The 26,389-nt window shown below is 59.1% G+C and carries 20 protein-coding genes and 8 pseudogenes; 17 read left to right on the top strand and 11 right to left on the bottom strand.

The annotated features are described in order from the left end of the window. Positions 1-24: 24 nt before the first annotated feature. From OVA00_RS10870 to OVA00_RS10850, 5 genes and pseudogenes are all read right to left on the bottom strand, one after another. Positions 25-345 (bottom strand): annotated as a pseudogene (locus OVA00_RS10870) (IS3 family transposase); the annotation flags it as partial. A 584-nt stretch (positions 346-929) separates the two neighbouring features. Further along, positions 930-1,196, bottom strand: a pseudogene (locus OVA00_RS10865) (transposase); the annotation flags it as partial. A gap of 57 nt (positions 1,197-1,253) precedes the next feature. After that, positions 1,254-1,523, bottom strand: a complete 270-nt coding sequence (locus tag OVA00_RS10860; protein WP_268088837.1) for a hypothetical protein — start codon at positions 1,521-1,523, stop codon at positions 1,254-1,256. Positions 1,524-1,706: 183 nt separating this feature from the next. Then, complete coding sequence (locus OVA00_RS10855) at positions 1,707-3,881, bottom strand: RNase A-like domain-containing protein (RefSeq protein ID WP_268088836.1); 2,175 nt, start codon at positions 3,879-3,881, stop codon at positions 1,707-1,709. Positions 3,882-4,287: 406 nt separating this feature from the next. After that, the gene (locus OVA00_RS10850) at positions 4,288-4,593 is read right to left on the bottom strand and encodes a LexA family protein (RefSeq protein ID WP_268088818.1); all 306 of its coding nucleotides are present in this window, start codon (positions 4,591-4,593) and stop codon (positions 4,288-4,290) included. Positions 4,594-4,638: 45 nt separating this feature from the next. Here OVA00_RS10850 and OVA00_RS10845 point away from each other — a divergent pair. The 5 genes and pseudogenes from OVA00_RS10845 to OVA00_RS10825 all read left to right on the top strand — a co-directional run bounded on the left by OVA00_RS10845 (position 4,639) and on the right by OVA00_RS10825 (position 9,041). Beyond that, positions 4,639-5,765 (top strand): IS630 family transposase gene (locus OVA00_RS10845; protein ID WP_268088835.1). Its coding sequence is split into 2 segments (ribosomal slippage): positions 4,639-5,175 and positions 5,178-5,765, totalling 1,125 coding nucleotides; the frame shifts between segments, so codons are not numbered across the junction. Between the two features lie 161 nt (positions 5,766-5,926). Further along, complete coding sequence (locus OVA00_RS10840) at positions 5,927-6,088, top strand: hypothetical protein (protein WP_268088834.1); 162 nt, start codon at positions 5,927-5,929, stop codon at positions 6,086-6,088. A gap of 83 nt (positions 6,089-6,171) precedes the next feature. Continuing rightward, the gene (gene tnpB, locus OVA00_RS10835) at positions 6,172-6,318 is read left to right on the top strand and encodes an IS66 family insertion sequence element accessory protein TnpB (RefSeq protein ID WP_268088833.1); all 147 of its coding nucleotides are present in this window, start codon (positions 6,172-6,174) and stop codon (positions 6,316-6,318) included. Positions 6,319-6,359: 41 nt separating this feature from the next. Next, a pseudogene (locus OVA00_RS10830) lies at positions 6,360-7,092 on the top strand (IS66 family transposase); the annotation flags it as partial. Positions 7,093-7,769: 677 nt separating this feature from the next. Next, positions 7,770-9,041 carry an IS256 family transposase gene (locus OVA00_RS10825; protein ID WP_268088859.1) on the top strand — a complete coding sequence of 424 codons (1,272 nt, stop codon included), beginning with the start codon at positions 7,770-7,772 and terminating at the stop codon, positions 9,039-9,041. On the opposite strand, the gene OVA00_RS10820 is transcribed toward OVA00_RS10825, so the two are convergent. Continuing rightward, on the bottom strand, positions 8,960-9,769 hold the full coding sequence (locus OVA00_RS10820; protein WP_268088832.1) for a DUF4158 domain-containing protein: 810 nt from the start codon (positions 9,767-9,769) through the stop codon (positions 8,960-8,962). The genes OVA00_RS10825 and OVA00_RS10820 overlap by 82 nt on opposite strands. 113 nt (positions 9,770-9,882) lie before the next feature. On the opposite strand from OVA00_RS10820, the gene OVA00_RS10815 reads away from it, so the two are divergent. The 6 genes from OVA00_RS10815 (at position 9,883) to OVA00_RS10790 (ending at position 16,095) form a co-directional block, all read left to right on the top strand. Continuing rightward, positions 9,883-10,206, top strand: coding sequence for a recombinase family protein (locus tag OVA00_RS10815; RefSeq protein ID WP_268088831.1), 324 nt, complete (start codon positions 9,883-9,885; stop codon positions 10,204-10,206). Continuing rightward, a complete protein-coding gene (locus OVA00_RS10810) occupies positions 10,160-11,362 on the top strand; it encodes an IS256 family transposase (protein WP_268088830.1) in 1,203 nt (400 codons plus the stop codon). Before OVA00_RS10815 ends, OVA00_RS10810 begins: the two co-directional genes overlap by 47 nt. Positions 11,363-11,407: 45 nt before the next feature. Then, entirely contained in the window at positions 11,408-11,740 is a 333-nt protein-coding gene (locus tag OVA00_RS10805) for a recombinase family protein (protein WP_326494130.1), read from the top strand. A 1,349-nt stretch (positions 11,741-13,089) separates the two neighbouring features. Beyond that, a complete protein-coding gene (locus OVA00_RS10800; RefSeq protein WP_268088829.1) occupies positions 13,090-14,724 on the top strand; it encodes an arylsulfatase in 1,635 nt (544 codons plus the stop codon). A gap of 118 nt (positions 14,725-14,842) precedes the next feature. Next, the gene (locus OVA00_RS10795) at positions 14,843-15,130 is read left to right on the top strand and encodes a hypothetical protein (RefSeq protein ID WP_268088828.1); all 288 of its coding nucleotides are present in this window, start codon (positions 14,843-14,845) and stop codon (positions 15,128-15,130) included. Beyond that, positions 15,127-16,095 carry a formylglycine-generating enzyme family protein gene (locus OVA00_RS10790; RefSeq protein WP_268088827.1) on the top strand — a complete coding sequence of 323 codons (969 nt, stop codon included), beginning with the start codon at positions 15,127-15,129 and terminating at the stop codon, positions 16,093-16,095. Before OVA00_RS10795 ends, OVA00_RS10790 begins: the two co-directional genes overlap by 4 nt. A 112-nt stretch (positions 16,096-16,207) precedes the next feature. Here OVA00_RS10790 and OVA00_RS10785 read toward each other — a convergent pair whose 3' ends face one another. Further along, positions 16,208-16,558, bottom strand: coding sequence for a hypothetical protein (locus OVA00_RS10785; protein ID WP_268088826.1), 351 nt, complete (start codon positions 16,556-16,558; stop codon positions 16,208-16,210). Between the two features lie 309 nt (positions 16,559-16,867). Further along, positions 16,868-16,993 carry a hypothetical protein gene (locus OVA00_RS10780; RefSeq protein ID WP_268088825.1) on the bottom strand — a complete coding sequence of 42 codons (126 nt, stop codon included), beginning with the start codon at positions 16,991-16,993 and terminating at the stop codon, positions 16,868-16,870. Between the two features lie 32 nt (positions 16,994-17,025). On the opposite strand from OVA00_RS10780, the pseudogene OVA00_RS10775 reads away from it, so the two are divergent. Both OVA00_RS10775 and OVA00_RS10770 read left to right on the top strand, forming a co-directional pair. Further along, positions 17,026-17,607, top strand: a pseudogene (locus OVA00_RS10775) (IS66 family transposase); the annotation flags it as partial. A gap of 548 nt (positions 17,608-18,155) precedes the next feature. Further along, a complete protein-coding gene (locus tag OVA00_RS10770) occupies positions 18,156-18,344 on the top strand; it encodes a hypothetical protein (protein ID WP_268088824.1) in 189 nt (62 codons plus the stop codon). Here OVA00_RS10770 and OVA00_RS10765 read toward each other — a convergent pair. Further along, positions 18,310-19,170: pseudogene (locus OVA00_RS10765) on the bottom strand (IS3 family transposase); the annotation flags it as partial. The gene OVA00_RS10770 and the pseudogene OVA00_RS10765 sit on opposite strands and share 35 nt — an antisense overlap. Before the next feature lie 168 nt (positions 19,171-19,338). On the opposite strand from OVA00_RS10765, the pseudogene istA reads away from it, so the two are divergent. Then, positions 19,339-20,863 (top strand): annotated as a pseudogene (istA, locus tag OVA00_RS10760) (IS21 family transposase). Further along, the gene (istB, locus tag OVA00_RS10755) at positions 20,860-21,672 is read left to right on the top strand and encodes an IS21-like element helper ATPase IstB (protein WP_268088823.1); all 813 of its coding nucleotides are present in this window, start codon (positions 20,860-20,862) and stop codon (positions 21,670-21,672) included. Before istA ends, istB begins: the two are co-directional and overlap by 4 nt. A gap of 122 nt (positions 21,673-21,794) precedes the next feature. Here istB and OVA00_RS10750 read toward each other — a convergent pair. Beyond that, positions 21,795-22,058, bottom strand: a pseudogene (locus OVA00_RS10750) (transposase); the annotation flags it as partial. Between the two features lie 72 nt (positions 22,059-22,130). Between OVA00_RS10750 and OVA00_RS10745 the strand changes: the two are divergent. After that, positions 22,131-22,847: pseudogene (locus OVA00_RS10745) on the top strand (IS256 family transposase); the annotation flags it as partial. A 471-nt stretch (positions 22,848-23,318) separates the two neighbouring features. On the opposite strand, the gene OVA00_RS10740 reads toward OVA00_RS10745, so the two are convergent. Further along, on the bottom strand, positions 23,319-24,980 hold the full coding sequence (locus OVA00_RS10740) for a hypothetical protein (RefSeq protein WP_268088822.1): 1,662 nt from the start codon (positions 24,978-24,980) through the stop codon (positions 23,319-23,321). 910 nt (positions 24,981-25,890) lie between these two features. Here OVA00_RS10740 and OVA00_RS10735 point away from each other — a divergent pair. After that, a complete protein-coding gene (locus tag OVA00_RS10735; protein ID WP_268088878.1) occupies positions 25,891-26,388 on the top strand; it encodes a Csu type fimbrial protein in 498 nt (165 codons plus the stop codon). Position 26,389 lies beyond the last annotated feature (1 nt).

Here is a 26,389-nt window from a genome sequence, read left to right as displayed (position 1 = left end):
TAAACCAAACGGCCTCCGGCAAACCCGGCGCGGTTCAGGTTCATATTCGTCGATCCAAGCCGAGAGCTTTCCACGGCAAGGGTAACCAAGCGCCTTGATGGTCCATGCTATGCAACGGCCGTGGCTCAGATAGTGCTCAACGGCAATCGGCTTCTGCTCATCCGAATACCGTCGTTTGGTGCGAACATAACCTGCCGACAAGCCGGGACCGCGTTCGTACTCGCGGCACCATTGCTTGAGAGCATTCTTCGTCGGATAGCCCAACTGACGGATCGTGGCCTTCACGCGTCTGCCAAGCTTGATGTAGAGCTGCACAGCTCTCATGCGGTCTTCGTACGAATACATGAACTATCTCCTGTTAGTCCAAGAATTCGTCCGCACCTCCAGGGGTCAATTCTTCGATTCGCTTGACACCGGTTGACGCATAATCCCGGACCGGGCGACGTGCCCCCTTCGCTCCGCGTCCATTACAGACGTTTCATCACTACTACGGGTCACTCCGCCCCTGACATGGGCTTCGGTATTCTCCCTCATGGTTTGGGCCACTTGCGGATTTCCCTTGGCATCCCATGCCAGGTTCCCTTGTTCCGTGCTGAAGCCTGTGGCGAGATCATGCCGCCTATACACCGGCTGCCGCATGGCCCGTAAACAGGTGCCGTCCATGCTCTTCCGGGCGCCACTAACCCACGCCCGTTTTGACAGCGTCTGAACCCATTTCGATATGTCGTCAGCGGTTCGCTTTCGCTCATCTTCTCGTCACACACCTGACGGCGTCGCGCGCCGCCTTTTCTCCATCGCTCACCACCACGCCTCTTGAGCGCAGCAGCATGGAGTGGTTTGAAGCCAGCCCCTGCAGGTCGGCTCCGGGAGGCCCACTCCCATCTTCAACACAGTTGCGCCGGCACACACACAACGCCGGCTCAAGGCACACGCCAATACGGATTCTCCACCCAGCGCTCGACCGTCTCCTCGTCACACAAGTCGTGGACATGCTTCAGGTAATGCAGCCCGACCATCAGCCGCGTCGGCTTGGCGGGGCGGCCGACCGGCCGATAGAACCCTCCGAACGCCTCGTCAAATCGTGCCCATGGGATCACGCCAGACAATCGCACCAGCGCGTGGCGCGGGTTGATGATCGCGTCCAGACGGTCGCGAAAAAGATCATTTCTACCGGAAGAGGGACGAGTTGGCCGCATACCAAAAACACCAGAAATCAGCTACATCACCGACGATTTCCGGCAGTTTCCAATACTTCAAAACAGATGGGAATCCCCTAATTCCAGGGCGTTGGGAGGTTTTTCAGCGCCGACTACATAGGCGCCCAGAACGGCTGGAAGCTCCGCAGCCGGTGGAGGCCAGCTCGTCGGGAGGTAGCGTTGCGCTCGCCGCTCCAGCGTTGTGACGATATGGGCGATCAACGGGGCATGCCCACCCGCCGCCAGAATCAAACGCCGCCGATGGGCGACGACAGCGTCGTCTTCTGTCGTCAGCCAATTGACCGGCTGCTCGGCCAGGCGTTCCATGCACCGAATACGCGCCGCTGTGGACAGGCCGATCATTTGGAAGGCGTGGTGCGGAGATTGGTGAAGATCGCTGAGGGTTTTCTTTGGTCCTGTTTGCCTCGCTCGATCGACAAGCGAGGCATCTCACCCGATAGCCTTGTACCACAATCCGTGCAGACCACGCGCTTCATCAACGACGATGCGTTACGCAGAGCCTGCTTCCAAGTAACCGCTCAAAGCAATCGGCTCCTGCACCTGGACGGAAGCGATAGTCTTGTTTCCTGGGCCAGACAAATCGATCTTCGGATACTCAAGCACGGGGTATGCCGTTTCAACAACCCACTTCCCGTCAGGTTCCTGCTTAAGATACATATGGACCTTATTCGTTGCGACCATCTCCTTGCCATCCTTAACCAAGACCGTTCCTATGTCCTGGTCGAACGTCGCGTCTACGACCATGACGTCGCCATGCTCAGCCACAACCCCTCTGCCGGAAACCAGTTTCTGAATTTTGCCCGATTTGAGGATATTTGACTGATCAAGCATAGAGCGTATGGCCGCCTCGGCGGTGGCTTTGTCGGGAAAGGTGGATGCGTTCAGCAGGCCCTGTTCGTTGCTGAGACGGTTCGTAAGGTAGTCGGCGCTCTTTCCGACGTGCCTTTCAATGACATGGCCTCCGGCGCGTTCATTTTGCTCGAGCTTAAAATCCTTCGCTTTTGCGATGCCGGGAGCGAAGCCTCCAGCTGCGCCATCAGCCTCATCTGGGCCATTGTCAACGTCATATGCGAAGAAGTCGTCATCGGACTCTATGTTGTTTTCGATAGTACTGCCGGGTAGGGGGCTGCCCGCGCGGCTAGACTCACTTGACGACGATCCACCGAAAAAGCGTGACGGTCGGGCGCTATCGACCACCTCATCTCCACCTTCCTCAGCTGCGTCCCAATCGCCGTCGTCAGATGACGCCCAAGAGCTAGGCTCAAGCCCAGGGTCAACGTCTTCGTCGGGCCACTTGATAGGTTTATCAGGACTGGCCAGATAACCCAGCCGTCCATCCGGCACGCGCTTGGGCGGATTGAAGAACCCTTTTGGTGTGATCGCCCCCGTCTCGAGGCCTTCCTCGGCGGGCACTGCTTGCGGTTGGGTCGATGCAAGGTCCTCTGCGACTTTGAGCTCGGCAGCGGCCGCCTCTTGAGCCGAGGCCGCACCTCTTGTCGCTGCTGCGGCTGTTGTCTCTGCGGCAACCTCAGCCTCCTCGAGGAGAGGAGTGGCGGCGCTAACTGGTGCGGCAATGGCAGCCGCGACGCTGACTTTCTTTAAAAGGTCGCTTGCCGCTCCCAGAGCGAGGTCCGCCTTACTGGCCAAGAGCGGGATGCCATCTTCCAAGCCGATGTACACATTGGAGTCGGCAAGCGCGCCCCCCAGGTTCTCAGGTCCATAGGACTTGCCTTCCCCGCCATTGTTAGGGTCATAGGGCTTGCCACGTGCTTGCAGATAGCCGCCCGCATCGCTCGCCTGCTTGGGCGTCTCGATGCTGAACGCAAAATTGTCGAGTTCTCCCTTTCGGCCTTTCTCAAAGGCTTCGAACACATCCGGCACCCTCCGGTACTGGTTGCCTGACGTGCGCGCTGTCTGTGCCGCATGGCTGAAGTGGGGCAACAGCTGCCTGGCGGCCCGCGGATCCGACAGGAGATCGAAGGCATCTTGCTGGCTGTTGAGTTCACGGTAGTTAACTTTACCCTCGGTATCAAACAGCACCAGCACGCCTGGCGTTTGTCCAAGCGGCTGACCTCCAGCATCAACGTTATTGTTGCCAACCGTCGATAATGGCTCCGCTGTAAAGTTGCTGCGTTCTGAAATGAACAAGGCGTTCTTTGCAGGGTATCCGTTGATGGCCGGGACAACCGCGATGTAGTTCCTGTCGCCCGAGGCCAGGCCCAAAACTGTGCTGCGACCCTTTTCACTCAGACCTTGAGCCTGCGGCGCCGTCTCGGTAAGAAGCTTTGGCACAGCGACGTTCAACTTAGATCGCAGATGCGGATCATCATAGAAAGCTTCCAAGTGCTCTCTAAACGGTACGTCGAGCGGGGGCACCCCTTTCAGCTGCCCCTGGATCGCCGCCTGAACGTTTGAGACTTGCGAATCTTGTTCATCCCAGCCAGGGGCCTGATAGCCGTGGCTTTTAAGCTCGATACCCGTCTTGATCGAGGTTTTCCCTGCGGGATCTATTCGCGCCGCACGCAGCTGATCCACGACGAACTGTACTGGTGAGGATGCCTTGACGGCGCCAGCCACCACCAATGCACTGTCTGAAGGCGACTGCGAAGCGGCCATCGGTTTGGGCCGCTTGCCGTCCGGCCGGACCGGACCTTCAGCGGTCATTCCCGGAATCCTGTTGATCGTCGAAGAGGCAGAGGAAATCACAGTCATAGTCAAACCTTGTCTGTATGATCGTTGTGTCCGCAGTGTTCTCGGAACAAGGAGCTGCTTAAGATTCGTCTAGTTTAGGACTATCTACTGTATAGATAACTCATAAATAGCTATAGTTCGCAGGTCGCGATCCGGGAGACCGAAACGGGTGCGTGAGATCAGCAGGGAGTGGGCAGTGGATGCCATGAAGACGTAGCAATCCACGTTGACCCGGAGTGGCGCCCAGTCGCGAGGCCACCTGAGACGCGGAGGCAGCTGCTCGCCGTGGAAGTGACCGGGACCACATGGACTGGCGAGGCCGGGTCCCGGCAATCCGCAGAGTTCCGATTGCGGGCGTGCGCGAGCTCAGAGAAACCGCCTAGTACCTCTGCACAGAGGATTTGACGAGTTGGTTGGGTTGCAGCGTGGGTAGGCAGTTGTGGCTGACGAGCAGTTCGATGCTGCGGGCGACGCCGGGTTTCCTTCGGATTAATCCGGCCCGCTCGAGGGAGAGCACCATTTGGTGGACGGATGGTGGGGTGACGCCGAAATAGCGTTGCAGGTCACGCTCGGCCGGCGGCCGTTCGTTGATTTGGCTATAGGCCCAGATGAAGGCGAGGTACTGGCCCTGCTTTTCGGTGAAGTGGGGTGGCGCTGCCGGCTGCCCGTCAAGTAATTGATTCATTTTTCGATTCATCCGGAACCTCCGCAATTGAAGGAGGCTTTCCGGATGAATGTACGCCATCGTGTCGACCTCGACCAACCCGAACGCGACGAACTCTTGAGCATGCTGCGCGGCGGCAAGCACCCGGCGCGCAAGCTCAAGCGGGCGCAGATCCTGCTCGCCGCCGAGGCGGGGCTCAGCGACGAGACCATCGCCGCAACGGTGGCGGTCGGCGGTTCCACAGTCTACCGCACCAAGCGTCGCTTCGTGGAGATGGGCCTGGAGGCGGCGCTTGGCGAGGAGCCGCGCCCGGGCGCGCAACGCAAGCTGACCGGCAAGGAGGAAGCCCTGCTGGTGGCCACCGCCTGCTCCAGCCCGCCGCCGGGCTGCGCCCGCTGGACGCTGGAGCTGCTGGCCGACGCGTTCGTCAAGCTGACCGAGCACGAACAGCTGTCGCGCGAGACGGTGCGCCGGCGCCTGGCCGAGAATGATGTCAAGCCATGGCGCAAGGACATGTGGTGCATTCCCAAGATCGATGCCGAGTATGTCGCGCGCATGGAGGATGTGCTCGACCTCTATGCCGAAGCGTCCGACCCGCAGCGGTACCGGTGGTGTGCTTCGACGAAAGCCCGACCCAGCTCATCGGCGAGGTGCGCCAGCCGATCCCGTACGAACCCGGAAGGCCGCAACGCTACGACTGCGAGTACAAACGCAATGGCACTGCCAACCTGTTCGTCTTCCTCGACGCGCACCGATCCTGGCGCAAGGTGAAAGTCACCGAACGGCGTACGGCCGAGGACTTCGCCCACTGCATGCGCGATCTCGTCGATGTCCATTATCCCGAGGCCGCCTGCATCCGCGTGGTGCTCGACAATCTGTCGACCCACACACCCGCTGCGCTCTACCAGGCCCTGCCGGCCGATCAGGCGCGCCGAAGCCTCAGAAGGCTGGAATTCCACTACACGCCCAAGCACGCCAGCTGGCTTAACATGGTCGAGATCGAAATCGGCGTCCTGCGCGGCCAATGCCTCAACCGCCGCATCGAAAGCCGCGACCGCCTCGTCGACGAGGTTGCAGCCTGGGAACGCCGACGCAACGCCAGTGGTGCCCGCATCAAATGGATGTTCTCTACCGAGAAGGCCCGCGTCAAGCTGGCCAAAGCCTACCCAAAACCAACGGCCAAAGAATCATAACCTCTGTGCAGAGCTACTAGGAGCCCCATTTGAATTGTTTTAACCCCCGGCGGACGATCGCGAGCGCCGAGAGATGGTTTACGCGCTCGACAACGCCACAAGAACAACGCGAAGCGCCAAGTGGTTAGTCCTCGAGAAAACCGGACGAATACCGTTGCGCTTTGGCGCAGCGACCTTTCAGCGCAATGGAGACCGGCCAATTCGGAGCGCTGCGCCCCACAACGGTGAAGTTCGTGTATTTCGACCAGTCGAACCTGGCGGCAATCGTCAGCGCTGTCGATGCTGCCGTCAGGCCGGTCTCACCATTGCGGCGTATCTCGTGACAATTCAATCTGGGTGATATTCGTTCCTTTCACGCGACGCCGGAATCGCGATCGTGAGACCCGTCTGTTTGCGATCGCCGGTGATGCCCGCGGAAGACAAGTTCCGCTGGCCCAAGCGGCAGGAGGCGGTGGTGGCGCTCGATACCGAACAGTTGCGCTGGCTGCTTGAGGGCATCGATCTCGATGCGATGGTGCGCCATCCTGTTCGGCAATATGAGTTTGTCGGCTGAAGGCTGTTGACGTAAGGGTGCGGCTCAGATTCAAAGCTGCTATGACAGGAACCGGCATCCCAACCGTTGCGGAACTGATGGCGCTTTTGGCGGCGAATGCTGCAGAAATCGCCGCGCTGAAGGCCGAGAAGGATATCCTCGCGCAGCGCGTCTTCAAGCTTGAGGAAGAACTGGCGCTGGCGCAGTTGCATCGTTTTGCGCCGCGCAGCGAAAAGCACATGGATCGCATCTTCAACGAAGCCGAGCAGGCTGCCCTTGAGGGGGACGAGGACAGCGAAGACGCCGATGATGCCGTCGCTCTACCGGACACGGGATTGCCGGAGATCGAAAAACCCGACGGCAAGAAACCCGGCCGCAGGCCGTTGCCGGCGAACCTGCCGCGCCAGCGCGTCGAGTATGACCTTGCCGACGACCAGAAGGTCTGTCCGTGCTGCAGCCACCCGATGCATCGCATGGGCGAGCTGGTTACCGAGCAGCTTCACATCGAGGTGAAGGCCACGGTTCTGCAGAATGCGCGAGCCAAATATGCGTGCCGTAACTGCGACCGCACCGGGATCAGCACGCCTGTTCGCGCTCGTTCATAAATATGTCGACGGCACGCCGCTCTATCGTTTGGCGCAAGCCTTCGAGCGCGCTGGCGTTCCTGTCAGCCGTGGCGCTCTGGGCCATTGGGTGATCGGTTCGAGCGAGAGACACCTCATTCGCGTCTATGACGCACTGAAGCTGCGGTTGCGATCCCAGACCGTCATCCATGGCGACGAGAGTGTGCTGCAGAGCACACGGAAAGGATGGTCTAGATGGCCTGACAGACTGTGTGCGTAAAGCTGCGATGATGATGAGGGATGGCCCCTCGGGCTCGGCTTTCAGGAGCTGGGTCCAAACCACTCCAAGCGGCTGCGTTTAAGAGACGTGGTCGTAAGCGTTGGAGCCAAGTCCAGGGTATACCCTGGGCCGGTACGCATCCGAGAGACGAATGAAAATGAACCTTCCGATGAAGCGTCGTAACGTGAAACCTGTCGTCAAAACCAGAGATTTCTCGTCTCTCTGGGATCAGCTTGTCAGATGCCTGGTGACCGGGCAAGCGGCGACCGGCGTTGAGGGGGCGTGAAGCGGATGCAGGCATTGTCGCGGAACTGCAGGAACCAGTCGCTCCGATGCAAAGGGAGAAGCACAAGCGGAGAAAACCGTGAGGCGAGAGTACCGATGCGGAGCACTGGGACGGACCGATTTGTAGTAGCGATGAAGGCTCGTAATGGAGCTGGAGCGAAGAGGTCGGATCAGGTGGGCATATTATCAACACAACTGGCAACAGGAGGACGTTGATGGATACGCAAAGCAAGCCGTTCAATATCAGTGAGCTATGACGGAAACTGGGTGATGACGGTTTGATGAGGGCGGCGTATCGAGGCGGGTGACAAGCCTGCCAGAACCTCATGAAAGAGCGATACGCCATGAAGACAGATAGCACTGTTGTTTCCTTTCCGCATCCCGAGACGCTCGATGATCCCCTGACATCGGTTCTACGCGAAGGCGCGCGCCGGCTTCTGGCACAGGCCGTGGAGGCGGAAGCCGAGGCGTTTCTTGCGGCCATGGCCAGCGAACGCCTGAGCGATGGGCGGGACCGGGTGGTGCGGCACGGCCATGGGCCTGAAAGAACGATCCAGACGGGGATCGGTCCGGTTGCGGTGCGCCGCGTCAAGCTGCGCGACCGGGCTTTGGAGACTTGCGGCGAGGATCGCATCACCTTCACGTCGGCGATCCTGCCGAAGTGGGCACGACGCACGAAGAGCCTCGACGCTCTGCTGCCGGTCCTTTACCTGCGCGGCATCTCGACCGGCGATTTCCAGGAGGCGCTTGCCGCCTTACTCGGCAAGGACGCACCGAACCTGTCCCCCTCGGTGATTGGCCGGCTGAAGGAGGAGTGGCAGGCCGACTATGATCGCTGGCAACGCCGCGACCTGTCAGCCCGCCGCTACGTCTACATCTGGGCCGACGGGGTCTATCTTCAGGCACGCATGGAGGACGATGCCGCTTGCATGCTGGTCGTCATCGGCGCGACGCCGGAAGGCAAGAAGGAACTTGTCGGCTTTCAAGTCGGCGTGCGCGAAAGCACCCAGAGCTGGCGCGAGCTGCTCGTCGGGCTGAAGGCCCGCGGGCTTTCGATTGCGCCAGAAATTGCCGTGGGCGACGGCGCGCTCGGCTTCTGGAAGGCGCTGGAGGAGATATTCCCTTCGACCCGCCATCAACGGTGCTGGCAACACAAGCTCCTCAACATCCTCAACAAGGTGCCGAAGTCGGTGCAGCCGAACATGAAGGCCGATCTCAGGGAGGTCCGCGATGCCCCGGATCGGGCAACCGCCGAGGTCGCGATCGCCGTCTTCGTCGACAAATACAAGGCCAAATATCCCAAGGCCGTCAACTGCCTGACGAAGGACCACGAGGCATTGCTGACCTTCTTCGACTTCCCGGCCGAACACTGGGACCATCTGCGCACCTCGAACCCGATCGAAAGCGTCTTCGCCACCGTCAGGCACCGCACGGTGCGAACCAAGGGAGGCCTGTCCCACAACACAGCACGGCTCATGGTCTTCAAGCTCGTCATGAGCGCCGCCAAAACCTGGCGCCGGCTGAAGGGCGAAAATCAGTTGCCAAAGGTCATCGCCGGCGTCAAATTCACCGACGGTGTCGCCGAAACGACGACCCCTGACCATCGCGCCGCCTGATCGGCCTCGTCACCCATTTCCCGCCATAGCTCATCGAGGTGGCGGTAGAGTTCGGTCGGCATCCGCTTCGTAGGAACGGTCCGCAGAGCATCCAGGGCGGCGAACGTGGAGGTATCGCTCGCGTCGAACAGCCCAGCGATGCGCGCGCGCTGATCATCACTCAAGCCGGCGACCAGATGGCGCCAGAGCCCCGCTCTCGCCCGGTCGCGGATTCTCCCGACCAATCGTTCGACAACCGTGACGCCTGGCAGAAGCACCTTGTTGGCAATGAGCCATGCCGCGGCTCGCTCGATCAAGGGGCCGGGCCGATCATCTCCGCTCCAGCACAGAGCGTAGAGCCATCGGGTCAGCCGGAAGCGGGCCGCGGGGTTGTCGCCGAAGTCGGTGAAGCCACAATGCGCCCGGATCAGCGCCAAGTGCCGGACGCGTCGACTTCCCTCGAAATAGGCATCAATCCTTGTCGTGGGTTCAAGGCCAAGCTGCTCGACCACTGTCGACAAAACCGACGCCGGGATATCGGCCGACGAGACCGGAAACGCCCCCAGAAATCGAACACTCGTCAGCATCACGGCAAAGCCGAGCCGATTATGATCGCCTCGCAGAGACCCGATGAGGTCGTGGTCGGTTCGGTCCAAATGGAAGTACCGGGCGAGTTGATCGGCCGACGGTTCGCCGTCGAAGCGGGCAAAACTCTGGCGCTGAATGTCCGTGAGGTGGCGGGTAGGCATATCGTGCGAAGGGGGTGGGCGACCCCGGAAAGCAAGGCGAATTACTTCGCAAATCATATGCGCGAAATCGGATCTTTTTGCAGTAGATTTCGCACAGATGCCGAGGTCGCAGCATGAAGCTCGGCTATGCGCGCGTTTCTACCGATGACCAGAGCCTGGAGGTTCAGCAGGACAGACTTGCCGCTGTCGGCTGTGAACGGGTGTTTGAAGAGAAAATCTCCGGCGCCGTTCGCGGCCGCCCCGCACTCGAAAAGGTCATCGAGCACCTGCGCAAAGACGACGTTCTGGTCGTCACCCGCCTCGATCGGCTCGCCCGCTCAACCATCGAGCTCGGGAGTGTCAGGAATTCTGTGCGGTGGGCCATGATGATGAAAAGGAGCGAATCATCACATGGCTATCGAAAAAGAACTTCTGGACCAACTTCTTGCTGGTCGTGATCCATCCGATGTTTTCGGCAAGGACGGCTTGCTGGATGACCTGAAGAAGGCACTGTCGGAGCGTATTCTCAACGCCGAGCTTGATGAACATCTCGCCGTCGATCGCAGCGAAGGACCGTCGGGCAATCGGCGGAATGGATCTTCGAAAAAGACGGTGCTGACCGGTACCTCGAAGATGACGTTGACCATCCCGCGCGACCGGGCCGGTACGTTCGACCCGCAGCTGATCGCCAAATATCAGCGCCGCTTTCCCGATTTCGATGATAAGATCATTTCCATGTACGCGCGCGGCATGACGGTGCGGGAAATCCAGGGCCACCTCGAAGAAATCTACGGTATCGACGTGTCGCCGGACCTGATCTCGGCGGTGACCGACCAGGTTCTGGAGGCCGTTGGCGAGTGGCAAAACCGCCCGCTCGAGCTGTGCTATCCCCTCGTGTTCTTCGATGCCATCCGGGTCAAGATCCGGGACGAAGGCTTCGTTCGCAACAAGGCCGTTTATGTCGCGCTCGCAGTTCTGGCGGACGGCACAAAGGAAATCCTCGGGCTCTGGATCGAGCAGACCGAAGGGGCAAAGTTCTGGTTGCGCGTGATGAATGAGCTGAAAAGCCGTGGCTGCCAGGACATCCTGATCGCCGTGGTCGATGGCCTGAAGGGCTTTCCCGAAGCCATTACGGTAGTCTTCCCTCAGACGATCGTCCAGACCTGCATCGTCCACCTGATCCGGCATTCTCTGGAGTTCGTGTCCTACAAGGATCGCAAACCCGTCGTACCGGCGTTGAGAGCCATCTATCGTGCTCGAGATGCCGAGGCTGGAATGAAGGCGCTGGAGGCTTTCGAGGAAGGGTATTGGGGCCAGAAATACCCTGCCATCTCTCAAAGCTGGCGGCGCAATTGGGAACACGTTGTTCCCTTCTTCGCCTTCCCAGAGGGCGTCCGCCGCATCATCTACACGACGAACGCCATCGAGGCGTTGAACTCGAAACTTCGTCGGGCAGTGCGCTCGCGCGGCCATTTCCCGGGTGACGAAGCCGCGATGAAGCTGTTATATCTGGTCCTCAACAATGCGGCCGAGCAGTGGAAGCGCGCGCCGAGGGAGTGGATCGAGGCAAAGACACAGTTCGCCGTCATCTTCGGCGAGCGGTTCTTCAACTGATGAAACCGGCCCACCGCACAGAATTCCTGACACTCCCTCGAGCTCCTGCGTATCGCCGAGCGCATCATCGAAAAAGAAGCTGGATTACAATCGCTTGACGAGCCGTGGGCCGACACCACATCCCCATCTGGGGTGATGATCATGACAGTCTTCGCTGGAATTGCGCAATTCGAACGCTCCCTCATCCTGAGCCGGACCGACGAAGGCAGAAAGGCTGCCATGAAACGTGGCGTGGCTTTCGGTCGCCCGAAGAAAATGCGCCCGGATCAGGCAGAGCTGGCGCGGCAGCTGGTCAGCGAGGGCAAATCAGTCAGCGCCGTTGCCAGGACCTTCAATGTCCATCCGGCGACCATCTATCGCTGCATCGAGCCAAAATGATCCTTACGACACTTTCCTGTTCCTCTCAGCCGCACGACCCCTAGACCAGCCGCACACCAAGCAATGGGCCGCCGGAGACTGCGTGTCGCTCTCCACCGAAACGTGCCCATAGGTCAGCAAAAATCTGTTTCGGGCGTTGCAACGGCGTAGCACGCCCCCCAAAAAAAGACCGGGAGCCCAATAGAGCCACCGGCCAAGTCATCCGACCTTCAAAGAGAAAGGTCCAGAACCTTTGCCAATACGAAAGCCTATTGGCAAAGAAGCGTTCCATCCAGATCCACATCGACCGATGTGTTGCTTCTTCGCCCATTAGGACCAGTGCAGGGTAGCAGGCCCCTTCCCGCCCCTTTCGAGCTGGGGGCGGTGAGAGGTCATTCAGATGGCGTGGGATAGCAGTCTGAATGAGCGGTGGCACGGCGGCGGCCGGAGTGCGGCGGCTTCAAACCGCTGAGGCTCTGGCCGCCGCTGGGGCGACGCCCAATCGTAGGCCGAACCGCGGTCTTTCCCAAAAAACCTTGTCGCGATCGATGAACCCCTGCCACACGACGCCAAATCCACGGGCTTAACCCAACTGCGCTCGGGTATGGTCGCTTTTACCCACGCCGGCTGACGATCGTCTACGGCGCGACAATAGGGAACACTTCTCGCGCGGCAATGCGCGGGACCGCGGTAGGGACCTGGAACGTGCCAGCTTGTCCAGGCAGCACCTCATCCTGAGGGTTGCGCTATCACCCTATCCCGAGAGCTTACGTGTGAGTATAGTTCCGGTGTTGCCGTGCGCGCCGTAGAAAATTGCAGCGACCATGATTGCGCGGCTCTATTCTACCGGTAGAAGCCACATAGCCGCCTTGTCCCGCTGAAGAAATCGGATCACGGGTGAATATCCGGCCGCAGAGCCCAGATACAAAAGCCGGCTCAAGAAAACCGCGTGGCCCCTCGCTGCAAGGTCGAAGCGCTCTCCACATCTTCGCTCTTCAAGGCACTGCTTATAGTCGAAAACATGAAAAGCAGTTTCCTTGCCTCTAGCCGGGCGAACCGGCGCACCATGCATTATCGCGCCAAGAAAAGGCCGGTGCCTACTAAAGGGATGCACCGGCCAACAGGAAATAACCTACAGATACAATTGCTTATCCGCAAAGAAGGATGCATTAATCGACGGGATCGTCTCATTCCATGAACCGTCAGCGCGCGCCGCATCAGTGGCCCTGTTGTCTTATTGCGCCATTAGTCACAATGCGTGCTAGTCGATTCTCGACCTCCCCCTTTTTAACGTTAGGTTCGGTCAGGTGACGCCAGCCAAGGCAAGCCCTCCTGTCTTTCGTTATTTCAACCCTTGAAAGGAGCTCGCAATGAACAACGAAGAGCAGACTGGTTCGACGACCGATCAGAAGCAAGCGGGACTGTGCATCAAACGTCGCAATGTTCTTATTGGCGCGGCCTCGGCTTTTGCGATATCAGCCATGGTGGCAGGCGGGATGGCTAAACCGGTCTTGGCCCAGCCGCAGAAGCGGCCGAACATACTCGTTATTTGGGGCGACGACGTTGGGCTTTGGAACATCAGCGCCTACAATCAGGGCATGATGGGTTACAAGACACCCAACATCGACAGCATCGCGAAAGACGGCGCGCTCTTCACGGACTACTACGGCCAGCAGAGCTGCACCGCGGGTCGAGCAGCCTTCATAACCGGCCAGACCCCTTTTCGCACCGGTCTTTTAAAAGTTGGCTTGCCGGGAGCCAAGGAGGGCCTGCAAGCCAGCGACCCGACCCTTGCGGATCTGCTCCGGGCTCAGGGCTATATGACCGGTCAGTTCGGCAAGAACCATCTGGGCGACCGTGACGAGCACCTGCCGACCGCCCACGGTTTCGATGAGTTCTTCGGCTCTCTCTATCATCTGAACGCGGAAGACGAAGCAGAGCATCCCGACTACTTCAAAGACCCCGAAATGCAGAAGAGGTATGGAACGCGGGGCGTCATCCATTCCTGGGCAGCCGAGGATGGCACCCAGAAAATCGAGAATACGGGGCCGCTCACGAAGAAGCGCATGGAGACGATCGACGACGAGGTCACCGAAAAAGCGCTGGATTTCATGGAGCGGGCGAAGGATGCGGACAAGCCATTCTTCATGTGGTGGAATTCCACCCGCATGCATATCTGGACGCGACTGAAGAAAGAGAGTGAAGGAAAGACTGGCCTCGGCATCTACCCGGACGGCATGGTCGAGCACGACGGCCATGTAGGCCAAGTTCTCGACAAGCTCAAGGAACTGGGTTTGGACGAGAACACCATCGTCATGTACTCGACTGACAACGGCGCTGAAAAGTTCACATGGCCCGATGGCGGACAGTCGCCTTTCCGCGGCGAGAAGAACACGAATTGGGAGGGTGGCTACCGTGTTCCCACGCTGGTGCGGTGGCCAGGCGTCATCAAACCGGGCACCATCCTCAACGACGTTGTGTCCCACGAAGACTGGATACCGACGTTGATGGCGGCGATCGGCGAGCCCGATATCGCCGACAAACTTAAAGTCGGACTTGAGGTCGGCGGCAAGACCTTCAAGGTTCACCTCGACGGCTACAACCAGATGGACTACTTCGCCGGAAAGGGACCTGACCCTCGCCACGAGTTCTTCTACTTCAATGACGACGGGTCCCTGGTCGCATTGCGCTTCGATCAATGGAAGCTCGTATTTGCCGAGCAACGCGGGGAAGGGTTCGACGTCTGGCAGGAGCCTTTCGTGCCGCTGCGTGTGCCCAAGCTGTTCAATCTTCGTTCCGATCCTTTTGAAACGGCCGACCATGAAGGCATGGACTACGAGCGCTGGCGTGTCGAACACCTCTTCCTGCTGGTCCCGGCACAGCAATATGTTGGCAAGTTCCTCTCCACCTTCCAGGAATTTCCTCCGAGGCAGAAGCCTGGGAGTTTCTCGATCGACCAGGTGGTTGAGAGCCTGACGAGCGGCTCAGGTCCCGGCGCCAACTGATCAAGACGACAAGCGTGGCGCTCAGTCGATACGGCGCACCGCCGGAAACAGCAGGCGACGGCCAGCCGTCGCTTGCTTCCCACCGCGACGCACTGAAGAATAGGCGGCCTTTTCCGAGATGACGCTGGAACAGCTTATCCCCCTGGCGATCTACATCAGCATCTTTCTCGTCACCAGCTTGCCGAAACCGCAGCAAAAAGCTGGCGGATCGGCTTCCGACGGGCCGAACGACGATCATTGTAAGGTACTGGCATTGGCCACAAACGCCCGCGATCCCGGGTTGACGACCGCAATCACCCGCCTCAACTTCTCGCACGAGAAAGCGACACTCGCCGTCCTCTTCATCGGCGCCATGGTGTCGTTCCCGTATGTCCGTGGGCGCCCCAACTTGGAGAAGAACGGATGAGCGACCACGCCAAAGTCGCCCCGTATCCCGCCATGGTATGGATAGCAGGTGGCCCGTTCATGATGGGATCGGAAAACCACTACCCGGAAGAAGCGCCGGTACACCGGGTGCGAGTCGACGGGTTTTGGATGGACCAATATACCGTCACCAATCGCAACTTCGCGAACTTTGTAAAAGAGACCGGATATGTGACCTTGGCAGAACGACCGGCGGATCCGGATACCTATCCCGGCGCCGAACCGAAAATGCGTGTTCCGTCCTCAACCATGTTTAGGAAACCCAGCGGGCCAGTCGACATCCGGAACCATTACAATTGGTGGGTCTATGCGCCAGGAACCAACTGGCGTCATCCGCGCGGCCCGTCGAGCTCGATCCGTAAGCTTATGGACCATCCGGTCGTGCATGTCGCGTGGGAGGACGTTGAGGCCTATGCGAAATGGGTCGGCAAGGAACTGCCGACCGAAGCCGAATGGGAGTTTGCCGCCCGTGGCGGTCTCGATGGTGCCGAGTTCGTGTGGGGCAATGAACTGACCCCTGGCGGCCGACACATGGCCAACATCTGGCAGGGTGAATTCCCCTTCCACAACACACGCGAAGACGGCTTTGAGTACACCGCACCCGTGGGTTCGTTTCCGGCCAATGGCTACGGGCTCTACGACATGGCCGGCAATGTCTGGCAATGGACCGCCGACTGGTATCAGGAGCATGGCAAGATCGACAGACACTGCTGCACGGCGGCGATACCCCGTGGGGCCACCCGCGAAGCCAGCGACAACCTGCACCAGCTCGACATGACGATTCCACGCAAAGTGACCAAGGGCGGCTCGCATCTGTGCGCCCCTAACTACTGCCGGCGCTATCGACCGGCGGCGCGTATGGCGCAGCCGATCGACACATCCATCTCGCATGTCGGCTTCCGCTGTGTGGTGCGCGAGGGCAAGGGGAGCATGGGCAATCGTGTCTGAATGGATGATCGCATCGACGGAGTTGCTGGCGCCTACCAAACGGAGGCCGCGACGTCGTACCGGACAGCGACCTTTGGAGTGCTGCATGTTTTTGTCCTTTAATCGGGTACGATTAAAGGACAAAAACATGCAGTAGGCGCCTACGTTGTGCGCCACGCCGGCGCGGGGAAAGCAGCCGCTTGGCATAATAGCTATAGGGCGACTGACTGGTCTCGAGGATGACCGGGAGCGGTTCATCGCGTTTGCCGGCCTTGCTCCAGTCAGCGCAGCGCACAAAGGCCAATGGCAGCTCAATCACAAGATCCGGGGCGCTCTCATAGTGAAACAGCGGCCGTGCCGCCGCATCAAGTTCGCCGCGGGTAAACATCTCCACCAGTGCTGCCGGTCGGCCGACATGAATTTCAAACTCCCTTCCAAGCTCCAGATAGCCGTCGGGGGGCGGCAATAGTGGGCGGCCAGGCAATCACAGATACCAAGGCGAGGCTTCGTTCGTTTCTCGCCGCGGGCAATGCCGCGTAGCGTGTTTTCCGCCTCCACGATCGTGGCGATCAGGCTAGCCACCGCATCGGAACCTACACTTAGATCTCACCAAAGATCAGGTCGACCGCATAGCCTCTATGTTTTCGGTCGATCCGGCCACGGTCCGCCGCATGACTTTCACGAACATTGGGTCCGTCCCCGCAAAGGTGCAGAATGCGACATACGATTTCGGCCAAGGCATTGAAATCTTGGCCTAATTGGGGATTTTTGCTCCCCCATTTTCGGCCTGGTTTCAAGGGCTTGTTTTCAGGGGGAGGATGCCGAAGCTGTCTGCGAGCTTTTTGTCGGAGAAGTCATATTCCCCGAGCATGTTGATATGCGCCCATGATTGCGGCGAATGGGCCTTGATGGTTTTCATCATCTCCGCGTGGGTTTCCGGATCGGCGGCACGACGAGGGTCTCGCTGATATTGACGCGACCGACGCCACTGAGCTTCCCGATACGGGATTGCCGGAGGTGGAAAAGCCCGCGGGCAAGAAACGCGGGCGCAAACCTCTTCCGGCAAATCTGCCCCGCCAACGCGTTGAGTATGACCTTGCCGCCGATCAGAAGGTCTGCCCGTGCTGCAGCCATCAGATGCATCGCATGGGCGAACTCGTTACCGAGCAACTGCATATCGAGGTGAAGGCCACGGTTCTGCAGAACGCCAGGGCCAAATACGCATGCCGGAACTGCGAGCGCACGGGCATCATCACCCCCATCGTTATGGCACCGATGCCCGCACAGCCATTGCCAGGCAGTATTGCCACCGCCTCGACACTGGCCTTCGCGCTCGTTCACAAATATGTCGACGAGACGCCGCTCTATCGTCTGGCGCAAGCCTTCGAGCGCGCTGGCGTTCCTGTCAGCCGTGGCGCTCTGGGCCATTGGGTGATCGGTTCGAGCGAGAGACACCTCATTCGCGTCTATGACGCACTGAAGCTGCGGTTGCGATCCCAGACCGTCATCCATGGCGACGAGAGTGTGCTGCAGAGCACACGGAAAGGATGGTCTAGATGGCCTGACAGACTGTGTGCGTAAAGCTGCGATGATGATGAGGGATGGCCCCTCGGGCTCGGCTTTCAGGAGCTGGGTCCAAACCACTCCAAGCGGCTGCGTTTAAGAGACGTGGTCGTAAGCGTTGGAGCCAAGTCCAGGGTATACCCTGGGCCGGTACGCATCCGAGAGACGAATGAAAATGAACCTTCCGATGAAGCGTCGTAACGTGAAACCTGTCGTCAAAACCAGAGATTTCTCGTCTCTCTGGGATCAGCTTGTCAGATGCCTGGTGACCGGGCAAGCGGCGACCGGCGTTGAGGGGGCGTGAAGCGGATGCAGGCATTGTCGCGGAACTGCAGGAACCAGTCGCTCCGATGCAAAGGGAGAAGCACAAGCGGAGAAAACCGTGAGGCGAGAGTACCGATGCGGAGCACTGGGACGGACCGATTTGTAGTAGCGATGAAGGCTCGTAATGGAGCTGGAGCGAAGAGGTCGGATCAGGTGGGCATATTATCAACACAACTGGCAACAGGAGGACGTTGATGGATACGCAAAGCAAGCCGTTCAATATCAGTAAGCAGAAGGTGTACGAAGCTTATCTGCAGGTGCGATCCAACGGAGGCGCAGCTGGTGTGAGAGCTGGCTCGGTTTGTCTGAACAGTTTCGGGCGTTTTGCTAAGTGGATTTCCGCCTCGATTATGCTGCCGCCATCATCGGTGTCAGCGCGTTGAAGTAAGCCTGATCCGGCGTCTGCCGGTCAAGGGATGAATGTGGGCGTCGGGTGTTGTAAAAGGACAGATATCGAGCGATGCCAACGCGGGCCTCGGACACGGTTTTGTAGGCGTGGAGGTAGACCTCCTCGTATTTGATCGACCGCCAGAGCCGCTCGACGAAGACATTGTCCCGCCACGCGCCCTTGCCGTCCATCGAGATGGCGATCTCAGCCTTCTTCAGCACGGCAGTGAAGTCGACGGAGGTGAACTGCGAGCCCTGATCCGTATTGAAGATGTCGGGCTTTCCATACCGAGCAAGTGCTTCCTCGACCGCTTCGATGCAAAAGGCCGTCTCCATCGTGATCGACAGCCGCCACGACAGAACCCTCCGGCTGAACCAGTCCACGACAGCGCAGAGATAGACAAAGCCGCGCGCCATCGGAATATAGGTCAGGTCCATCGCCCAGACCTGATTGGGCCTGGTGACCGCCAGCTTTCGCAGGAGATAGGGATAGACCTTGTGACCTGGTGCCGGTTTCGAGGTGTTCGGGCGACGGTAGATCGCCTCGATGCCCATCTTCTTCATCAGCGTGGCGACGTGCAACCGTCCCGCTTGCAGTCCTTCCGCCTTCAAAAGCCCTTGCAACATCCGGCTCCCGGCAAACGGGTAGTCGAGATGTAGTTCGTCGATCCGGCGCATCAACGCCAGATCGCCGTCCGACACTGGACGCGGAGAATAATAGACGCTGCCACGACTGAAGCCGAGAAGCTTCGCCTGGCGCACGACCGACAGTCTGTGCGTGCGGTCGATCATTTCTTTCCGCCCAGCAATCCCTGCTGCGCGACATCGCACTTGACTACTCAGCGACATCGCTGGTGACGCGCGGGGCCGACCGGAGGATGGGCGTAGCCCGTCCGTAGGTTGGCCCCGCGCGGCGCGGATTTTTCCGCGCCTTCGGCCGCGACGATTGCCTTAAGTCCTGGATCTTCAACTGCGAGGAAGAGGACCTGGATGCCAGGCAAACCGATCACGGATCAGCAAGCGAGACTGTATATGAGATTGAACAAAAAACATCCTCGGGAAACCGCCGCGGCGATGTCTGGCTTTAGCGCCAGCACCGCCTTTCGGCTCGACAAAGACCCGCGCCTTCCCTCCGAGAAAAAGGCGCAACGCGGCCACGGCGGCGGCTCGGCCCGATCCTTTCACCGATCTCTGGGAAAGCGAGGTGGTTCCGCTTCTCGAGCGCGCGCCGAACTTGCGTCCGGTGACCATTCTGCGTGACCTTTGCCTGCGCTACCCCGAGCGCGAGCTGACAGCGGCACGGCGCACTCTTGAGCGGCGCGTGCGGGAATGGAAAGCCGCCCATGGGCCGCAACAGGAAGTGATCTTCCGCCAGAACCATCCACCCGGTCGCCAGGGCATGTCAGACTTTACCGACTGCCGGTCGCTGGGCGTGACCATTGCCGGCGTGCCACTTGACCATCGGCTGTACCACTTCGTTCTGGTTTACAGCGGCTGGGAACACGGTGAAGTCGTTCTGGGCGGCGAGAGTTTTACTGCTCTGGCCAGCGGCCTGCAGAACGCATTGTGGAGCCTGGGTGCTTGTCCGATTGAGCACCGCAGCGATTCGTTGTCGGCGGCTTTCACCAACCGTGCCGACGAGACGCAAGAGGACCTGACCCGGCGTTACGAGGCACTTTGCGCCCATTACCAGATGACGCCGACCCGCAACAACCGCGGCGTCGCCCACGAAAACGGCAGCATTGAAAGCCGCAATGGTCATTTGAAGGACAGGCTCGAACAAGCGTTGCTGTTGCGCGGCTCGGCAGACTTCGCCACGCTCGACGACTACCGCCGCTTCGTCGCCGAGCAGATCAGCAGGCATAATGCCTTGCGCCGACAGGAACTGGCCGTCGAGATGGATCATCTCAGGGCGTTACCGCAACGCAAGACCACCGATTACGATGATGCCGTCGTTGTGGTGACGTCGTCTGGCGGCTTCACCTTGCGCAGGGTCTTCTATACCGCCCCCTCCACCTATATCGGCCACCGCCTGCGGGTCCGGCTCTACGACGATCGCCTGGAATGTTATCTCGCATCCAGCCATGCCTTTACCCTGCCGCGCGGACGTCCACCGTCCAGTGGCAAGAGCGGCCAACACGCACATGTCGTCGATTACCGCCATGTCATTCACAGCCTTCGCCGTAAGCCGCAAGCGCTGGCCAATCTCGTTTACCGCGACCAGTTGTTTCCCCGTGCCGCCTTTGCCCGGACCTGGCAGGCCATGAACAAGAGGCTCGATCAGCGCACCGCCTGCAAAACCATGGTCGGCCTTCTCTGGCTTGCCCATTCCTGCGCATGCGAAGCCGAACTCGCATTGGCATTGGAGATGATCCTCGACGCAAGGAAGCTGCCCGATCTGGCCGCCTTGCAATCCCGCTTCGATGTCGCCGGCAATAGCGTCCCCGACATCGAGGTCGTGCTGCCCACAGCAGCCGACTATGACCGCCTTCTCACAGCAGGAGCAATGCAATGAACACCTCATCCGTCGATGTCGCAAAACTGCCGCTCATGCTGGCGAACTTGCGGCTTCCCACCTTCGCACGCCTCTGGTCTGAACTCACTCAACGGGCCGACCGCGAAGGCTGGCCGAGTGCACGGCTGTTGGCCACGCTTTGCGAATTGGAGATGGCCGAGCGCGTGCAACGGCGCATCCAGCGTCATCTCGCCGAGGCCCGGCTACCAGCCGGAAAAACCCTCGACAGCTTCGACTTCGCAGCCGTTCCCATGATCTCAAAGGCTCATGTCATGGCGCTGGCAGCAGGCGATGCCTGGCTCGCCAAAGGCGGCACGATCCTTATGTTTGGACCGCCAGGATCAGGCAAGACCCACTTGAGTGCGGCCCTCGGTGCTGCTCTCGTCGAAAAAGGCTTGCGGGTTTTGTTCACGAGAACCATCGATCTCGTTCAAAAACTCCAGACGGCCCGGCAGGAACTCGCATTGACAGCCGCCATCGACAAGCTCGACAAATTCGATCTGCTCATCCTTGATGACCTGTCCTACGTTCACAAGGACCAAGCCGAGACCAGTGTGCTGTTCGAGCTCATTGCCGCCAGGTACGAACGGCGATCCATCATGATTACAGCAAACCGGCCATTTGGAGCCTGGGATAGCCTCTTTCCCGACAAAGCCATGACCATCGCCGCCATCGACAGGCTCGTGCACCATGCAACCATCTTCGAGATGAATGTCGAAAGCTTCCGACGCCGAACAGCCACAGAGCAACGGCACTCAGCGACAGTGGCCACCAGCGCCAGCGACATCGATCAGCGACATCGCTCTTGATCAAAAGAAACGGATCAGTCACTACCTAAATGTGGCCGTAGAATCAGTCACCAGCGATGTCGCTCGCTATGTCATCTGCGATGTCGCGCTATAAATCCCGCCTTGCCGAGCGCACCGGACAAAAAATCGTTCTCCAGCGTCAGCTCGCCGATCTTGGCGTGTAGTGTTTTGACATCGACTGTGGGTGTCGTCGGTTCTGTCTTGGCTTCATCGCCGAAAACGCCCGTCGCCCCCTCAAGGAGCTGGTCTTTCCACTGCTTGATCTGATTGGCGTGCACGTCGAACTGCTGGGACAGTTCCACCAGCGTCTGTTCGCCTCTGATCGCGGCAAGCGCCACTTTCGCCTTGAAAGCCGGGCTGTGGTTCCGGCGCGGTCGTCTCGTCATGGTCTCTCCTGTTTCCGGCATCTATGCCAAAGTCAGGCAGAAATTCCACTTATCCCCGCTGTTCAAATTTCCCGAGCCAGCTCTGAGGACGATGCCGCTTGCATGCTGGTCGTCATCGGCGCGACGCCGGAAGGCAAGAAGGAACTTGTCGGCTTTCAAGTCGGCGTGCGCGAAAGCACCCAGAGCTGGCGCGAGCTGCTCGTCGGGCTGAAGGCCCGCGGGCTTTCGATTGCGCCAGAAATTGCCGTGGGCGACGGCGCGCTCGGCTTCTGGAAGGCGCTGGAGGAGATATTCCCTTCGACCCGCCATCAACGGTGCTGCCAACACAAGCTCCTCAACATCCTCAACAAGGTGCCGAAGTCGGTGCAGCCGAACATGAAGGCCGATCTCAGGGAGGTCCGCGATGCCCCGGATCGGGCAACCGCCGAGGTCGCGATCGCCGTCTTCGTCGACAAATACAAGGCCAAATATCCCAAGGCCGTCAACTGCCTGACGAAGGACCACGAGGCATTGCTGACCGTCTTCGACTTCCCGGCCGAACACTGGGACCATCTGCGCACCTCGAACCCGATCGAAAGCGTCTTCGCCACCGTCAGGCACCGCACGGTGCGAACCAAGGGAGGCCTGTCCCACAACACAGCACGGCTCATGGTCTTCAAGCTCGTCATGAGCGCCGCCAAAACCTGGCGCCGGCTGAAGGGCGAAAATCAGTTGCCAAAGGTCATCGCCGGCGTCAAATTCACCGACGGTGTCGCCGAAACGACGACCCCTGACCATCGCGCCGCCTGATCGGCCTCGTCACCCATTTCCCGCCATAGCTCACGCAGACTCCATCACCTAAACATCAATGAAAAGGTGCAGAGATTTGCGCGTTTACCTTATGTCGGTCCAAACAGCGTCAACCTCTTTTAATTGGGTCTCCCAATTAGATCCCGGCAAACTGGATAGACGCGGGCGATCAGGCAGCGCGAAACAGTTTCTTGAAGAATTCGCTACAGCGATTGAGAGGCATCCCACAAAGATGCACCCAATTGGCTACGAGTTGGCGTCCTGCCGCACCGGTCAGTCTGGCTTTCAGCGGATCAGGAATGCCGCAGGCGCTATTTCGGTTAGAAAGCGCGACCCAGGTTCAGGGCGGTCGTTATGGAGGAACCGGCAGTCCGCGTTAGAAACTGCTCCAGCGTCGTCGATCAAACACAAGAAACGAGGCGGCATCGTAAGGGCAGCGCAAGGGCGGCTTGAGATCGAGCACAATCAATTTCATTGCCGGCCCGGAGTTTGGACGCCTGTTGCAGCCCGGGGAATTGGTAACCCTGCCTTCCTCAGACCGTCCAGGAAATGGGCCTGGTCATCAGCAAGGACAAAGCGGGCAGCGAGCTCACGATGAACATTGTCAAGGAGTTCTGCTGCGTTCTGTTCGATCCAGTGCCGCTCTTGGGACGCAGCAGTCGTATCCGAAAGCTGGCCGAAGATCGCAGCGCGAACGAAATGAAAAAGTGAATTGTTTTGCAGATCCGAGATGGCGGCCCACCGTTCCGCAGCCGGATAATCCCGCTGCATGTAAGAGCACACCGCTAGAAACATTGCGAAGTATCCATAGGGACTGGGATTTCGCGTGACCGCCTGCAGGACAAGATCGCAGCCTTTTTGCCATTGACCGGAGGCAGCAAGGCGGAAGCCATACTCACCAAGCAGCTCCATGTCATTGGGGTTGAGCGAATAGGCGCGTGCGCCGAGAACCAACGCCGTGTCTATGTCGCCAAACAGGAAAAAGACAATCATCTGGGCTTGAAGACCACGGACATTGTGCGGATCTAGTTCGACCGCGCGGCGTGCGGCTTGGGCCGCGCGGCCGAGCGGTAGAACGGATTGGGTCTTCAACAGGTACCGAAAGCGCAGCTCGTCTATGTATGTCATGGCAAGGAGCGCCCAGGCGGTTGCGTAGGTCGGAAAACGTTCGACCGATTTCAACAGGCAGTGCTGCGCGGTTGCGTGGGTCTCGCGATTAAGGCTGGTGCGATACCCATAATAGGCGAGCGTGCAGGCGTATGCGTCCCAGTCCTCGGGCTGGGAGCCGGCGACCCGTGCGGCCGCAGCGCCAAAGATAATGCCGTATGGTTGTGCCAGTGTCATTGCTACGTCTTGAGCCACGCTCGCTTCAAGGTCTAATACGTCCCGTACCTTACGGCTCTCGCTGTAGCTCTTGGCCCAGATCACCGCGTCATCCTGCGCTTCGATCAGGCGAATGTTGAGCCGAAGTTTGCTTTCCTCGAGTTGGACCTCACCCTGCAGACGATAACGCGCCGGGCCCTGCGAACTGGATTCGCCGGCCTGCCTTTCCATTCTGGTGACGATCTCCCGAAACCTGGAAATTTCCGAAAGAACTTCTGCCGTCAATCCTCGCGCGATCATTTCCGATTCGCCAACCCCGGACAGATCCTTGAAAGGCTCAACAAGGAGTTCGGGGTTGCCTGGCAAAAGGTTGTCCACCGCATGTTGTCCCGGAGCACCGATCAACAACATCCCCCATCGGCTACCAAAAACTACAACCAGAAGAACCACGCCAACAATGGTCAGAATGATGGAAAACCGCGATCGCCATCCCAACCGGTGCGGTTGAGACGCCGCCTCACCAACATCTTCCAAATCTGCCGACAGAGACTGAGAGAAGGTCGGAGAATATCCGCCTTTGGGGATCGAGATCACAACTGCGTCGTGTCTGCCGGCAGTCAGGTAGTAGTGCCGGAGTGCTTCACGGATACGAGCGGCCTCTGTGCGAACGATCGAGTCCGTTTGCGCATCGAACGAACCGGGCCTGCCGAACACTTCGGTAGCGATCGTGTAGGCTTTAATGTCACTCGCCCGGCCGGCGAGTGCTTGATCAACGACATAGAGGAGAAATCGTGACGCGCGCTCGGGCACACCGAACTCCGGACTCGAACGAATTCGATCCAGTTGAGCCCTGATTTCCCCATCCGTTGGTCTTTGAGGCGCTCGAGTGGATGCGGTTCCTGGCGATGTCCTTCGTTCATCGGGCAAGCGTAAAAAACACCTTCGTTTTTGGTCGATATCAATTTATGTGCCCAATGCCGTCCACGCAATACCAATCCCGTGGCGTCGCTCTTGGCACAGCCGTGGCATGGTCCACGGAAACAACCCTGAGCGCAGTATCCTATGGCCCGAATTTCGGTAAACTTGCGTGAATGCAAAGCCCTCGCGTTCCCGCAACCACCGGTCTCCACGCTGTTACCTGCGGGATTTTCTCGTCGCCAGATCCATTTCCTGAGGAACCTGGCCACCCAAATGGCGCCCGGGCTCTTCCTGCAATGGCTGAACTTGAAGCAGCCGATCGAAACACTCATCGCTGGTATAACGCTTTAATTGATGGGAACGATCCTGTCTAAATTGCTGCGTTTCCGTCCTTCGTCAATCTGGTGTCCGGCATCTCCGATCCGAATAGACCAACAAGGTGGATAAACCCCAATTTCGCCTGAGTTAATTGAGGACGCAAGTCACACAACATGGCGGTGATGGGAATGAAAGACGACGACCAATACCAGCTTTCGGGGTCATCATCTATCAGGGCGATGCATTTTCTGAAAATTCCCTTACAACCCTCGAACGCGGCTTATCGCGTCAAGCGCGCTCCGCGTCAGCAACCCAAGCCCTTATTGCGCCATTAGGCTAAATCTATGGTAGCGAATCGAACCCGCCCTCTTGAGCGGTCAGGGGTCATTCAGGTGGGATCGGTTGTCTCCATGCAAACGGCTGAATGACCCCGTCAGAGCGACAATCAGAGCAATTCGTTGCTTATTTTGAGAGAGAAACACTGATGCTAAAAGCGCTACGCGTCGCCACAATTGTCGGCCTCGCATTATCGACACCAATGGGGCCTGCCCTCGCCGCGACCGCCACAGGCAATATGACTGTGCGCCTCACAATCCAGGCGGAGTGCAAGATCCAGACCGCCAGCGATCTCGATTTCGGCACGGCGGGCGTCATCGCTGCCAACATCGACCAGGCAAGCAATATTGGCGTTCAATGCACCACTGGACAAACCTACAATGTTGGATTGAGCGCCGGAGCGGGTGCAAGTGCAACAACGGCCGTCCGCAAGATGACAGGTCCATCCGCGGCGACCGTCAACTATGCGCTCTACCGCGACGCTGCTCGGACCCAGCTATGGGGTGTCACCATCGGGACTGATACCGTCGCGGGAACTGGCAACGGTGACGTGCAAAAATTGACCGTCTATGGCCGGGTTCCACCGCAAGTCACACCGGCGGCTGGTGTCTATAGCGACACCGTGGCGATTACCGTCACATATTAGG

Source organism: Ensifer sp. SL37 (assembly GCF_026672675.1).
GTDB classification, from domain to species: domain Bacteria; phylum Pseudomonadota; class Alphaproteobacteria; order Rhizobiales; family Rhizobiaceae; genus Ensifer; species Ensifer adhaerens.
Note: the sequence above shows the minus strand (reverse complement) of the source record. Positions and strands in the feature narration are given on the sequence as shown.

Bases quoted from the DNA above. Each gene is read 5' to 3' on its own strand.
- OVA00_RS10860 (WP_268088837.1), bottom strand. From the start codon at position 1,523: ATGGAACGCCTGGCCGAGCAGCCGGTCAATTGGCTGACGACAGAAGAC.
- OVA00_RS10855 (WP_268088836.1), bottom strand. From the start codon at position 3,881: ATGACCGCTGAAGGTCCGGTCCGGCCGGACGGCAAGCGGCCCAAACCG.
- OVA00_RS10850 (WP_268088818.1), bottom strand. From the start codon at position 4,593: ATGAATCAATTACTTGACGGGCAGCCGGCAGCGCCACCCCACTTCACC.
- tnpB (WP_268088833.1), top strand. From the start codon at position 6,172: ATGCCCGCGGAAGACAAGTTCCGCTGGCCCAAGCGGCAGGAGGCGGTG.
- OVA00_RS10825 (WP_268088859.1), top strand. From the start codon at position 7,770: ATGAAGACAGATAGCACTGTTGTTTCCTTTCCGCATCCCGAGACGCTC.
- OVA00_RS10820 (WP_268088832.1), bottom strand. From the start codon at position 9,769: ATGCCTACCCGCCACCTCACGGACATTCAGCGCCAGAGTTTTGCCCGC.
- OVA00_RS10815 (WP_268088831.1), top strand. From the start codon at position 9,883: ATGAAGCTCGGCTATGCGCGCGTTTCTACCGATGACCAGAGCCTGGAG.
- OVA00_RS10810 (WP_268088830.1), top strand. From the start codon at position 10,160: ATGGCTATCGAAAAAGAACTTCTGGACCAACTTCTTGCTGGTCGTGAT.
- OVA00_RS10800 (WP_268088829.1), top strand. From the start codon at position 13,090: ATGAACAACGAAGAGCAGACTGGTTCGACGACCGATCAGAAGCAAGCG.
- OVA00_RS10795 (WP_268088828.1), top strand. From the start codon at position 14,843: ATGACGCTGGAACAGCTTATCCCCCTGGCGATCTACATCAGCATCTTT.
- OVA00_RS10790 (WP_268088827.1), top strand. From the start codon at position 15,127: ATGAGCGACCACGCCAAAGTCGCCCCGTATCCCGCCATGGTATGGATA.
- OVA00_RS10780 (WP_268088825.1), bottom strand. From the start codon at position 16,993: ATGAAAACCATCAAGGCCCATTCGCCGCAATCATGGGCGCATATCAAC.
- OVA00_RS10770 (WP_268088824.1), top strand. From the start codon at position 18,156: ATGGATACGCAAAGCAAGCCGTTCAATATCAGTAAGCAGAAGGTGTAC.
- istB (WP_268088823.1), top strand. From the start codon at position 20,860: ATGAACACCTCATCCGTCGATGTCGCAAAACTGCCGCTCATGCTGGCG.
- OVA00_RS10735 (WP_268088878.1), top strand. From the start codon at position 25,891: ATGCTAAAAGCGCTACGCGTCGCCACAATTGTCGGCCTCGCATTATCG.